13 protein-coding genes are annotated in these 12,735 nt (G+C 61.3%); all 13 read right to left on the bottom strand.

Going from position 1 to position 12,735, the window contains the following annotated elements:
- Positions 1-73 precede the first annotated feature (73 nt).
- Positions 74-1,399 carry a proline--tRNA ligase gene (gene proS / locus EO094_RS16285; RefSeq protein ID WP_128293947.1) on the bottom strand — a complete coding sequence of 442 codons (1,326 nt, stop codon included), beginning with the start codon at positions 1,397-1,399 and terminating at the stop codon, positions 74-76.
- A 367-nt stretch (positions 1,400-1,766) separates the two neighbouring features.
- A complete protein-coding gene (locus EO094_RS16280; RefSeq protein ID WP_128293946.1) occupies positions 1,767-2,018 on the bottom strand; it encodes a DUF1467 family protein in 252 nt (83 codons plus the stop codon).
- Positions 2,019-2,021: 3 nt separating this feature from the next.
- A complete protein-coding gene (gene mce / locus EO094_RS16275) occupies positions 2,022-2,426 on the bottom strand; it encodes a methylmalonyl-CoA epimerase (RefSeq protein WP_092812602.1) in 405 nt (134 codons plus the stop codon).
- An 8-nt stretch (positions 2,427-2,434) separates the two neighbouring features.
- Positions 2,435-4,117: a ribonuclease J gene (locus EO094_RS16270; protein ID WP_128293945.1), complete on the bottom strand. Its 1,683-nt coding sequence runs from the start codon at positions 4,115-4,117 to the stop codon at positions 2,435-2,437.
- A 2-nt stretch (positions 4,118-4,119) separates the two neighbouring features.
- Positions 4,120-4,944: a biotin--[acetyl-CoA-carboxylase] ligase gene (locus EO094_RS16265; RefSeq protein ID WP_128293944.1), complete on the bottom strand. Its 825-nt coding sequence runs from the start codon at positions 4,942-4,944 to the stop codon at positions 4,120-4,122.
- Positions 4,945-4,946: 2 nt separating this feature from the next.
- Positions 4,947-6,368, bottom strand: a complete 1,422-nt coding sequence (nuoN, locus tag EO094_RS16260; RefSeq protein ID WP_128294313.1) for an NADH-quinone oxidoreductase subunit NuoN — start codon at positions 6,366-6,368, stop codon at positions 4,947-4,949.
- 24 nt (positions 6,369-6,392) lie between these two features.
- Positions 6,393-7,907 (bottom strand): NADH-quinone oxidoreductase subunit M, encoded by a 1,515-nt coding sequence (locus tag EO094_RS16255; RefSeq protein WP_128293943.1) that lies wholly within the window; start codon positions 7,905-7,907, stop codon positions 6,393-6,395.
- A 10-nt stretch (positions 7,908-7,917) separates the two neighbouring features.
- Positions 7,918-9,966 (bottom strand): NADH-quinone oxidoreductase subunit L, encoded by a 2,049-nt coding sequence (gene nuoL, locus EO094_RS16250; protein ID WP_128293942.1) that lies wholly within the window; start codon positions 9,964-9,966, stop codon positions 7,918-7,920.
- 3 nt (positions 9,967-9,969) lie between these two features.
- Positions 9,970-10,278: an NADH-quinone oxidoreductase subunit NuoK gene (nuoK, locus tag EO094_RS16245; RefSeq protein ID WP_092812613.1), complete on the bottom strand. Its 309-nt coding sequence runs from the start codon at positions 10,276-10,278 to the stop codon at positions 9,970-9,972.
- Positions 10,275-10,889: an NADH-quinone oxidoreductase subunit J gene (locus EO094_RS16240; protein WP_128293941.1), complete on the bottom strand. Its 615-nt coding sequence runs from the start codon at positions 10,887-10,889 to the stop codon at positions 10,275-10,277. Before EO094_RS16240 ends, nuoK begins: the two co-directional genes overlap by 4 nt.
- Before the next feature lie 71 nt (positions 10,890-10,960).
- On the bottom strand, positions 10,961-11,452 hold the full coding sequence (gene nuoI / locus EO094_RS16235) for an NADH-quinone oxidoreductase subunit NuoI (RefSeq protein ID WP_092812619.1): 492 nt from the start codon (positions 11,450-11,452) through the stop codon (positions 10,961-10,963).
- Positions 11,452-11,667, bottom strand: a complete 216-nt coding sequence (locus tag EO094_RS16230) for a hypothetical protein (protein ID WP_128293940.1) — start codon at positions 11,665-11,667, stop codon at positions 11,452-11,454. Before EO094_RS16230 ends, nuoI begins: the two co-directional genes overlap by 1 nt.
- 6 nt (positions 11,668-11,673) lie before the next feature.
- Positions 11,674-12,735 carry an NADH-quinone oxidoreductase subunit NuoH gene (gene nuoH, locus EO094_RS16225; protein WP_128293939.1) on the bottom strand — a complete coding sequence of 354 codons (1,062 nt, stop codon included), beginning with the start codon at positions 12,733-12,735 and terminating at the stop codon, positions 11,674-11,676.

The raw sequence follows: 12,735 nt of genomic DNA, 5'->3' as shown, positions 1-12,735 counted from the left end.
GATGTGCTGCGGCGTTTGCCTGCCGATTCGCCGGCGACCTCGGCCTCCCCCTTTGCGGCTCTTTCCACCAAGCTCAGGCCTTTTCGTGCACGAGGCGATTGACCGCTTCATCGAGCGACAATGTCTCTTTGGCGCCGGTGGCGCGATCCTTGACCTCGACCTCGCCCGAGGCCGCCCCGCGCGGGCCGACGACGAGCTGCGTCGGCAGACCGATCAGGTCCATCGTCGCGAATTTGGCCCCGGCGCGCGCATCGACGTCATCGTAGAGGACCTCAAGACCGGCCTTCTCCAGGCGCACGGTCAGCCCCTCGGCGATTTCGTCCGTCGCCGCGTCGCCCGGCTTCAGATTGACGAGACCAAGATCGAACGGTGCGACGCTCTTCGGCCAGATGATGCCGGCATCGTCGTGACTCGCCTCGATGATCGCGGCGACCACGCGCGACGGGCCGATGCCATAGGAGCCCATATGCACCGGCACCATTTCCCCGTCCTGATTCGTCACCATCGCCTTCATCGGTTCTGAGTACTTGGTGCCGAAGTAGAAAATATGGCCGATTTCGATACCGCGTGCGGAAACCCGTCGCTCTTCCGGCACCGCATCGAAGGCCGCTGGATCATGCATGTCGTCGGTCGCCGCATAAGGCCCCGTCCAAGCATCGAAAATCGGCGACAGATCGGCGGTGAAGTCTGTGTCTTCACCGGGAATCGGCAGATCCAACAGCGCCTTGTCGCAATAGACAGCGCTTTCGCCGGTGTCAGCGAGAATAATGAATTCGTGGCTGAGGTCGCCGCCAATCGGCCCGGTTTCCGCACGCATCGGAATGGGCTGCAGGCCAAAGCGGGAGAACGTCCTCAGATAGGCAACGAACATTCGGTTGTAGGCCGCACGGGCGCCCTCGTAGTCGAGATCGAAGGAATACGCGTCCTTCATCAGGAATTCCCGCGAGCGCATGACGCCGAAGCGGGGCCGCACCTCGTCGCGGAACTTCCACTGCAGATGATAGAGATTGAGCGGCAGATCCCGGTATGAGCGCACATGACTGCGGAAGATGTCGGTGACCATCTCTTCCGCCGTCGGACCATAGAGCAGCGACCGATCATGACGGTCGCGGATCCGCAGCATCTCCTGTCCGTAATCGTTGTAGCGCCCGCTTTCGATCCAAAGATCCGCCGACTGGATCGTCGGCATCAGGATTTCAAGCGCGCCGGCGCGGTTCTGCTCCTCCCGGACAATGGCGCTCACTTTATCGAGCACGCGCTTGCCGAGCGGCAACCACGAATAAATACCAGCAGATTGCTGGCGAATCATACCCGCGCGGAGCATCAGGCGATGGGAGACGATCTCCGCTTCCTTGGGGTCTTCTTTGAGAATGGGCAGGAAATATCGGGACAGTCGCATTGAAGCGATCCATAGGTCAGATTGTGCGCGCGCACTGAAACCGTATCGGGGGCGGCTTGGCAAGCGCGCAGCCGGTGTTTCCCAAGCCAACAATCGGCTGCACCATGTTTGAGCAGCCTTCGACCAAAAAAGACGCATTTCTTGTGGAAGCTAGGTGACAAGCCTGCGTCACTTCGTTACTGTCGTCTCTGCCTCATGCGGTGAAACAACGCATAAACGGCGGCCGGTCTAGGAAGGAAACGGAATCAAGCTGCTCCCGCGTCGAACGAGAAGCGGCCACAGAACAAAGAACTAAACGAGTAGGCAAGGCTGAGGCCTTGCCTTTTTTATTGGCGATTCTCGCGCCTCGGCGCAGCTCGCGCTCCGCTCAGACCACGAGATCTTCCAACGTCACCCCAAAGACGGCGATGGCGAGATAGACGACGCCAAAAAGGACGGCCGCGACCAGAGAAGTCGCCAGAAGCTTCCACCACATGCGCGGAACTGCCGGCGCGGCACGTTCCGTTCCGAGCGTCACCTCCCCCTCCTCCTCCTGGGTACGCACCCCGAACGGCAGGACGGCGAACAGCACCAGCCACCAGATCACGAAATATACGGCAAGGGCGCTGATCCAGGACACGTCCTAGGCCTCCTCGATCTCCACGAGCGTGCCGTTGAAGTCTTTGGGGTGAAGGAAAAGGACCGGCTTGCCATGAGCTCCGATCTTCGGCTCGCCATCGCCCAGGACACGCTTTCCTTCGGCCTTCAGGCGGTCCCGGGCCGCGAGAATGTCGGAGACTTCGTAGCAAATGTGGTGGATGCCCCCCGCAGGACTGCGCTCGAGGAAGGCGGCAATCGGCGAATTTTCCCCAAGTGGCTCCAGAAGCTCCACCTTGGTGTTCGGCAAAACCACAAAGACGACGGTCACGCCGTGCTCAGGCAAGGGCTGCGGCTCAGACACCTCCGCTCCGAGCGTGTCGCGATAAAGCGCCGTGGCGGCGGCAAGATCACTGACGGCGATAGCAATATGATTGAGCCGACCCAGCATGGTATTCCTCAGACGTAACTGACGGTGACGGCGACGGAAGGCTTTTTGCCCCAGATCGCCGCGATCTCGCTGCGTATAGCGCGCCGCACCGATTCCTGGACACTTGCTTCGTCGCGACGCTTTGCCTTGGGCAAGGAATCGAGCGTGTCGTCCACCGTGTCCTCCACGATGGCCTGCAGCAACTCGCCCTCGCTGTCGCATGAAGGCAGACCGATCAGCGCCACCTGCGGGTCATCGAGCGGCTCGCCCTTCTCGCTCATGACCAGGGAGACGAAAACGGCGCCTGCGAACGACAGGCGGCGCCGTTCGACGACACCGCTCTGTTCGGGCGCCAACAGAAGCCGTCCGTCGCGGAACATCTGTCCTCCCCCGACCTTGGAGATGACCTCTCCGGGACCCGGGGCGAGACGCGCGAGGTCGCCATTGCGCACCTCCAGAACTTCCGGGATGCCGGCAGCGCGCCCGAGCTTCGCCTGCTCGTGGAGATGCAGAGCTTCGCCGTGCACGGGCACCAGCAATTCCGGGCGAAGAAGCTCATAGAGCCGGCGCAGCTCGTCTCGCCTTGGGTGCCCAGAGACATGCACAAGGCCGAGGCGGTCGGTAATCACCTCGGCGCCGAGATCAATCAGGCCATTGATGATGCCGTTGACCGCCCGCTCATTACCGGGAATGGTCCGGGACGAGAAAATCACCATGTCGCCGGGCGAAAGCGCTACGGCCGGATGATCGTTGGCGGCAATGCGCGCCAGCGCCGCACGCGGCTCTCCCTGGCTTCCCGTCATCAGGGCAACGACCTTGTCGCGCGGCAAGTAGCCATAAGCCTCCTGATTGTGGAACGGCGGAAGCCCGTCGAGATAGCCGAGCTCGCGCGCCACATTGATGGCCCGATCGAGCGACCGTCCAACGACGACCACCTCACGCTCTGCCGCCAGGGCCGCCTCCGCGACCGCCTTCAGCCGCGCGACATTGCTGGCGAAGGTGGTGACCGCAACGCGCTGTCTGGCGCCGGCGATGATTTCCTTCAAAACGGCAGCGACCTCGGCCTCGCTCGGGCTGATGCCGTCCCGCACGGCGTTGGTCGAATCACAGACGAGCGCCCGCACCCCCTCTCGACCGATTTCGGCAAGGCGCACCTCGTCGATCGGCTTACCGAGGCCCGGCGTCGGATCTATCTTCCAATCGCCGGAATGGACCACGGTGCCGGCCTCAGAGCGGATGACCAGGGCACTCGGTTCTGGGATCGAGTGGGAAACCGGCACGTACTCGACCTCGAATGGGCCGGCTGAGACCCGGGCGCCCTGCTCGACCACCGTCACCGGGATATCGGGCGCGCCGATTTCACCAGCTCGCTTGGCGGCCAGAAGGCCCGCCGCGAACGGCGTCATGTAGACTGGAGCCTTCAGCTTCGGCCAGAAATCGAATAGCGCGCCGAAATGATCCTCGTGCGCATGGGTGATGAATATCCCCTCGAGGCGATCCGCCCGCTCCGCCAGATAAGCGATATCCGGCAGGACGGCATCGACCCCGGGCAGATTGTCGTGGCCGAAAGCCACGCCCATGTCGACGGCGATGTAGCGTCGCCGGCGCGCGGGACCGATCCCGTAAAGCGCGAGATTCATGCCGATCTCGCCGACACCGCCCAAGGGTACGAAGACGAGGCCTTCGCTCTTATCTTTGTTCTTATGAACCATCATCAAATCCGTACGGTCGCAGCGGCGCTAAAATGAACTTCGCCGGCGGTCACCGCTCTCATTGTCCCGCTTGCTGTCCGCACGAGTAGGCGTCCTTCATCGTCGATGGAATCGAAGGTGCCGCGGATAATCTCTTCACCCAGTTTGACGGCGACAGGAGCGCCAAGACCGGAGGCCCGCTTCAGCCACGCATCACGGACGGAAGCAAACCCTCGGCCGCCGGCCCATAGATTTTCCTGATCCACCCAGGCGTCGGCCAGTCTCAAAAACACGTCTTCCGCACAGATCCCGTCAACGCCGAGGTCAACGAGCGAGGTCGCGGCATAAGGCAGATCCGGCGGCGTCCGAACGACGTTGACACCTATCCCGATGACCACAGCCATAAAGCCGTCGCCCACATTCGACGCTTCGAGCAAGATACCCGAGACCTTACCGCCGTCGATGAGCGCATCGTTCGGCCATTTCAGAGTCAGCCGGTTGTTCTTGCCATCCGCCGCCCCGTCGAGACCGACGTTAAGCCGAAGCGCCGGAGCGCAAGCCCCGAGTGCATCGTGAAGCGCAAGACCAGCCACGAAGCCCAGATTGGCCGCGTTCACGCCTCGCGGCACGAGAAGAAGCAGGCTCGCAGCAAGATTGCCCGGCTCCGTGGACCATGCCCGCCCGCGCCGTCCATGCCCGGCCGTCTGATGTGTCGTCGTCACCCACAGGCGACCCGCATCGCCTTCGCGCGCGAGCCGCATCGCCTCAGAGTTGGTGGACCCGACAGAGGGAAGCGCCAGAAGCCTGAAGCCTGCGGCACGAGCCTTGGCGCCTAGGGTGAACCCCATCCCTAAAAGAGGCTTGCTGCCGCAGTGCCAGCCGCGTTGATGATCGGGGAGGCAAACACCAGGAACGCAACCACAAAGGCACCGGAAAGGACGAGGACCGCCTTCAACTCGCCAGGCATCCGCTCGAAGCTCGCTTCCGCCTCGTCGAAGTACATGAGCTTGACGATCCTGAGATAGTAGAAGGCACCAACGACGCTGGTTACGACGCCGATGACCGCGAGCCAATAGAGGTTGGCCTCGATTGCTGCCAGGAAGACATAGTACTTGGCGAAGAATCCGGCGAGCGGCGGGATGCCAGCGAGCGAGAACATGATCGCCCCCAGCATGAAGGCCGTCAGCGGCTGCGTACGCGAAAGCCCCGCCAAAGACTCGATGTCCTCTACCATATGCTCCTGCCGACGCATCGCGAGAATGCAGGCAAACGCACCCAGCGTCATCGGAACGTAGATGACGAGATAGACGATCACCGACTGCACCCCGAGCTCGCTTCCAGCAGCAAGCCCCACAAGCGCGTAGCCCATATGGCCGATCGAGGAATAGGCCATCAGCCTCTTGATGTTGCGCTGGCCTATCGCGGCGAACGCCCCGAGCGCCATCGAGGCGATCGAGACGAAGGCGACGATCTGCTGCCAGTCCATCGAGATAGGAGCGAACGCTTCCGTCACGACGCGGATCGTGAGGGCCATCGCGGCAAGCTTCGGAGCGGCCGCCAGGAAGGCGGTGACCGGCGTCGGCGCGCCTTCATAGACGTCCGGCGTCCACATATGGAACGGCACCGCGGAAATCTTGAAAGCAAGGCCAGCCATGACGAAGACGAGGCCGATCACGAGGCCGGTCGAGCGCCCATCGGCGAGGACGTTGGCGATCTCGATGAAATTCGTGTGGCCGGTAAAGCCGTAAACGAGCGACGAGCCGTACAGGAGCATGCCCGACGACAGCGCACCCAGGACGAAATATTTGAGGCCGGCTTCCGTCGAGCGAATGGAATCGCGATGGATGGCGGCGAGCACATAAATCGCCAGCGATTGCAGCTCGAGACCCAGATACAGACTGATCAGGTCGTTGGCCGAGATCATCAGGAGCATGCCGAGCGTCGCGAGCACGATGAGGATCGGGTACTCGAAGCGCTGAAAGCCAGCGAGGCGCGCATAGCCGACCGACATCGCAATCGCGAAGCCGGACGCGATCAGCGTCAAGACCTTCATGAACCGGGCAAAGCTATCCTGAATGTAGGCTCCGTTGAAGGTCGTGCCGTCGCCGCCCGCAAACAAGACGAGAAGCACGGCGAGGCCCAGGAGCCCGATCGAAATGCCCGTCACGGTCGGCGCGGAACGCTCACCGGCGAACACACCAAACATCAAGAGCCCCAAGGCTCCGAGAGCGAGAACCAGTTCCGCCAGAAGCGGTGTCAGGGTCGGCATCATGATGACTTCCGGCACGGAGACCTCCTAGCGGCCGAGCATTGCGGCGGATGTGGCGCCCTCGCGGGCGGCCTCCACCTGGGCCACGAGATTGCCGACGGAAGCCGCGGTGACGGTCATCACCGGCTGCGGATAAACGCCGAAGAAGAGAACGAGCAACATCAATGGCACCAATATGAGCTTTTCGCGCCGAGAGAGATCGAGCATCGCCTTGAGGCTTTCCTTCTCCAGCTGGCCGAGCACGACGCGGCGATAAAGCCACAGGGCATAGCAGGCCGAGAAGATCACGCCTGATGCCGCAAACAGGGCGACCCAGGTGTTCACTCGGAATGCACCGAGCATGGTGAGGAATTCGCCGACGAAGCCCGACGTACCGGGAAGACCGATATTGGCCATCGTGAAAAGCAGGAAGGCGAAGGCATACCAGGGCATGCGGTTCACCAGACCGCCATAGGCGTCGATCTTGCGCGTGTGCAGGCGGTCGTAAATCACGCCGACGCACAGGAAGAGCGCACCCGAGACAAGACCGTGCGAGAGCATCTGGAAGATGCCGCCCTGCACGCCCTGTGCCGTCACCGTGAAGATACCCATCGTCACGAAGCCCATATGCGCGACGGACGAATAGGCGATCAGCTTCTTCATGTCCTCCTGCGCCAGAGCGACGAGGGAGGTGTAGATGATGGCGATGACGGACAGCGTATAAACGAAAGGCGCGAAGTCCGCACTCGCCAGCGGAAACATCGGCAGCGAGAAGCGCAGGAATCCGTAGCCGCCCATTTTCAGAAGGATGCCGGCCAGGATGACAGACCCCGCGGTCGGGGCCTCCACATGCGCATCCGGCAGCCAGGTGTGCACCGGCCACATCGGCATCTTCACCGCAAACGAGGCGAAGAACGCCAGCCACAGCCAGAACTGCATGCTTTCCGGGAACTGATGATTGAGGAGCTCCGGAATGGAGGTCGTGTCTGCATCCCAGTACATCGCCATCAAGGCCAGCATCATCAAAACCGAGCCGAGCAGCGTGTAGAGGAAGAACTTGAAGGCGGAATAGACGCGCCTCGGGCCACCCCACACACCGATGATCAGGAACATCGGAATGAGGCCGCCCTCGAAGAACACATAGAAGAGAACGAGATCGAGCGCGCAGAACACGCCGATCATCAGCGTTTCAAGGACGAGAAACGCGATCATGTATTCTTTGACGCGGTTCTGCACGGATTCCCAGCTCGCCAGGATGCAGAGCGGCATCAAAAACGTCGTCAGGATGACGAACAGCATCGAGATGCCGTCGACGCCCATCCGGTAGCTCATGAAGCCGCCGAGCCAATCCGCATTTTCGACGAATTGGAAGCCTGGGTTCTGGGGATCGAAACCGATCCACAGAAGCAGCGAGACAAGGAAGGTTACGACGGTCACGCCGAGAGCGACATGGCGCATATTGCGCCGATGGACCTCTTCATCACCGTGAATGAAGAAGAAAATGATCCCGGCGCCGACCAGCGGCAGGAACGTTATCGTCGAAAGGATGGGCCAGTTCAGCATTTTCGCACCGTCATCCTGCAAACATCATCCAGGTGACGAGCAAAGCGACACCGATCAGCATGACGAAGGCATAGTGATAGAGATAGCCGGATTGGAGCCGGACAACGCGCCCGGTGATGTCCACGACACGCGCTGAGATCCCGTCAGGGCCCAGCCTATCGATCGTCCCCTCATCGCCGCGATGCCACAGGAAGCGGCCGAAGGCGAATGCCGGACGCACGAACATCGCGTTGTAGAGTTCGTCGAAATACCACTTGTTGAGAAGGAAACGGTAGAGGCTGCCCATCTGCCGCGCCAGCGACTTCGGCGTCTCCGGACGCACGATGTAAAAGAAGAGCGCGACGAGGAAGCCACCCACCATGGCCACGAACGGCGCCAGCTTCACCCAGCCCGGGACATGGTGGATATCTTCGATGATGTGGTTGTCTTGCGCCGTGTAGAGCGCGCCCTTCCAGAATTCTGCAGACTGCTCCGGATCGATGAAGGCGGTGCTGCACAGGATGCCACCGAACAGCGCGCCAGCCGCGAGCACGAAGAGAGGAACCAGCATGACAGCCGAGCTCTCATGCACGTGGTTCATCACCTCGGTGGAAGCGCGCGGGCGCCCATGGAAGGTCATGAAAATGAGCCGCCAGGAGTAGAACGACGTGAAGGCGGCGGCCACCGTCAGGAGGACGAAGGCAAAGCCCGCCATCCCGTTATGGCCCATGAACGAGGCTTCGATGATGGCGTCCTTGGAGAAATATCCAGCCGTCATCGGAAAACCGGTGAGCGCGAGCGTTCCGACCAGCATCATGACGTAGGTGATCGGGATCTTCCGCCATAGCCCGCCCATCTTGCGCATATCCTGTTCGTCGGAGACGGAATGGATGACCGATCCGGCTCCCAGGAAGAGCAGCGCCTTGAAGAAGGCGTGCGTGAAGAGGTGGAAGATCGCGATCGGATAGGCCCCAACGCCAAGCGCCACGAACATGTAGCCGAGCTGCGAGCAGGTCGAATACGCGATCACACGTTTGATGTCGTTCTGCACGAGACCGACGGTTGCGGCGAAGAAGGCCGTCACGGCACCGATGAAGGTCACCACAGTCAGGGCGCTAATCGAAAGCTCGAAGATCGGAGAAAGACGGGCCACCATGAAGACACCCGCAGTCACCATCGTCGCCGCGTGGATAAGCGCGGAGACAGGCGTCGGGCCTTCCATGGCGTCCGGCAGCCATGTGTGCAGCGGCACCTGAGCAGACTTGCCCATCGCGCCCATAAAAAGCAGCAGGCAAACGACCGTGAGCGCCGTCTCCCCGCTCCAAACGGTTCCGAACATGTTCAGCGTCGCGCCCTGGTCGGCCGCGAGAGCCTCAGCGTTGGCGAAGATCGTATCGAAATTGATCGAGCCGAAGAGAACGAAGAGGCCAAAGATGCCGAGCATGAAGCCGAAATCGCCGACACGGTTGACGACGAAGGCCTTGATCGAGGCCGCATTGGCCGAAGGCCGCTGATACCAGAAGCCGATCAGGAGATATGAGGCGAGACCGACACCTTCCCAGCCGAAGAACATCTGCAGAAGGTTGTCTGCCGTCACCAGTGCGAGCATCGAGAAGGTGAAGAAAGAGAGATAGGCGAAGAAGCGCGGCCGATGCGGGTCATGCGCCATGTAGCCGATCGAGTAGACGTGAACGACGGCCGAGACGGTCGTGACCACGACCAGCATCACCGCAGTCAGGGAATCGATGCGCAACGTCCAATCGGCCGACATGCCACCCGACTGCACCCAGGTCATCACCGGCACGGTGAAGCCCTGACGCTCGCCCATCGCGACATCGAAGAAGCCGACCCACGAGAGGACCGCCGACAAAATAAGCAGCGCGCAGGTGATGATTTCCGCAGCCCGGGATCCGGCTGCCGCCGGCGCGTGGTGATGATCATCGCCCTCGGCATGTCGGTCACGCAACGAACGCCGCTCCGACGTCTGGCCGACAGGGTGGCGCGCCTGCGCGCCTGCCATCGTGATCAAGCCGGCGAGGATGGCGCCGAGCAGAGGCAGAAAAACGATCGCCGTATACAAAGCTCAGCCCTTCATCATGTTGATGTCTTCGACCGCGATCGAGCCGCGGTTGCGGAAGAAGACGACGAGAATGGCGAGGCCGATCGCCGCCTCCGCTGCAGCGACCGTCAGGACGAGAAGAGCGAAGATCTGGCCGACGAGGTCGCCAAGGAACGCGGAGAACGCGACGAGATTGATGTTGACCGCCAGGAGAACGAGCTCGATCGACATCAATATGATGATCACGTTCTTGCGGTTGAGGAAGATGCCAAAGACGCCGAGCGTGAACAGCACGGCGGCGACCGTGAGGTACTGGCCGAGACCGATCATCATATCCCCTGCCCCGATTTGACTTTTACCAGTTCGACGGCGGCTTCGCGCGTGCGGCCCACCTGAGCACCGATATCCTGCCGCTTGACGCCCTCCTTGTGGCGAAGCGTCAAGACGATGGCCCCGATCATCGCCACCAGCAGAACGAGCCCGGCCGTCTGGAAGAAGAAAATGTACTTGGTGTAGAGAAGCTCGCCGATCGCGGCGATGTTGCTCGCCTCCGCAAGCGGAGGGATCGGCTGCGCCACCTGCTGGGCGACCTCAGGCGCGATGACGGTGCCGCCAAGCACCGCGACCAGCTCAACGAGCAGGATGATTCCAATCAGTGCGCCGACCGGCAGATACTGCAGAAAGCCCTGCCGGAGCTCCACGAAATCGACGTCGAGCATCATGACGACGAAGAGGAAGAGCACAGCCACCGCCCCCACATAGACCACCACCAGAATCATGGCGATGAACTCGGCTCCGAGCAGCACAAAAAGGCCAGCGGAGTTGAAGAAGGCGAGGATCAGGAAGAGCACCGAATGCACAGGATTGCGCGACGATATCACCATCAAAGCCGCGGCAATCGTCACGGCGGAGAAGAGGTAGAAAAAGATCGGCTGCAGGATCATGGGTCCGGGCTTCGGGTGCTGAAAGTCTTTAACGAAGCCCCGCCGGAGCGTCCAGCGGGGCCAGGCTCAATTTACCGATAAGGCGCGTCGAGAGCGATGTTGCGAGCAATTTCACGCTCCCAGCGGTCACCGTTCTCGAGGAGTCTCTCCTTATCGTAGTAGAGTTCTTCACGTGTCTCGGTGGAAAACTCGAAGTTCGGGCCCTCCACGATCGCATCCACCGGGCAGGCTTCCTGGCAGAAGCCGCAATAGATGCATTTCACCATGTCGATGTCGTAGCGGACGGTACGCCGGGTGCCATCGTTGCGCCGCGGACCGGCCTCGATGGTGATGGCCTGGGCCGGACAGATCGCCTCACAAAGCTTGCAGGCGATGCACCGTTCCTGACCGTTCGGATAACGCCGCAACGCGTGCTCGCCACGGAAGCGCGGCGACAGTGCCCCCTTCTCGTGCGGGTAGTTCAGTGTGGCCTTCGGCGCCACGAAGTAGCGCATGGCCAGCATGGTGGCGGAGACGAATTCCTTCAACAACAAGGATCCGGCCGCCTGACGCAGAGACGCCATCATCCACCTCCGAAATATCTGTAAAGCAGCGGTCCCAGAAACCAGCCGAGAATGGGAAACAGAACCAGCTGCGCCTTGCGGGCAAGATCGATCGCCGTGACGCCGAAACCGCCCTCCCCGCGCCTCTTGGCGCGCTCAAGCACCATGCCGAACAACATGTAGTCGGCAATGGCAAAGACCAGCCCGACGCCCAAGCCGATGAATGCGATATCCATCGCGCCTCACCCGGCCATCGGAACGCCGCCCCAGCCCGTGAACTGAAGCACGACCGCGACGATCACGACGAAGGCGAGAGACAGAGGCAAGAACACCTTCCAACCAAGCCGCATCAACTGGTCATAGCGGTAGCGCGGCACGATCGCCTTCACCATCGAAACCAGGAAAAAGATGAAACACAGCTTTAAGGTGAACCAGACGACCCCGGGGATCCAGGTGAACGGCGCAAAATCGAAGGGCGGAAGCCAGCCGCCGAGGAACAGCGTCGTCATCAAGGCGCAGATGACGGTGATCGCCACATATTCCCCGAGCATGAACAGCATGTACGGGGTCGAGGAATATTCGACCATGAACCCGGCGACGATCTCCGACTCACCTTCCGGCAGGTCGAACGGCGGCCTGTTGGTTTCCGCCAGACCCGAGATGAAGAACATCACGAACGCGGGGAACAAGGGAAGCCAGTGCCAGTCGAGGAACGAATTCGGAAGGCCCACCATCGTGCCGAGACCCGTGGTCTGAGCCAACACAATGTCGGAGAAATTGAGTGAGCCGACGCACAAGAGCACAGCAATGATGATGAAGCCGATCGAGACCTCGTAGGACACCATCTGAGCCGCGGAGCGCAGCGATCCCAAGAACGCGTATTTCGAATTCGACGCCCAGCCGCCCATGATCACGCCATAAACCTCGAGCGAGGAGACGGCGAAGACATAGAGAATGCCGACATTGATGTCGGAAATGACCCATCCGGAGCCGACCGGAATCACCGCCCAAGCCGCGAGCGCTAGAACCGTCGACATCAGCGGGGCCAGAAGGAAAATCGTCTTGTCGGATGCCGCGGGAACCACCGGCTCTTTCAGAACGAATTTCAGCAAATCGGCGAAGGACTGAAAAAGCCCCCAAGGCCCGACGACATTCGGACCGCGGCGCATTTGCACGGCCGCCCAGATCTTGCGGTCGGCGTAAAGCAGATACGCAATGACGACGAGCAGGACGACCAGAAGCAGAAGGCTCTGACCGACGATGATCGCACCCGGGATGAGGTAGCTGTGCAGAAACGTATCCAT

Origin of the sequence: Afifella aestuarii (genome assembly GCF_004023665.1) — a bacterium.
Classification (GTDB): Bacteria; Pseudomonadota; Alphaproteobacteria; order Rhizobiales; family Afifellaceae; genus Afifella; species Afifella aestuarii.
The sequence above is the reverse complement of the archived record's forward strand: the minus strand, read 5'-3'. Positions and strand labels throughout refer to the sequence as shown.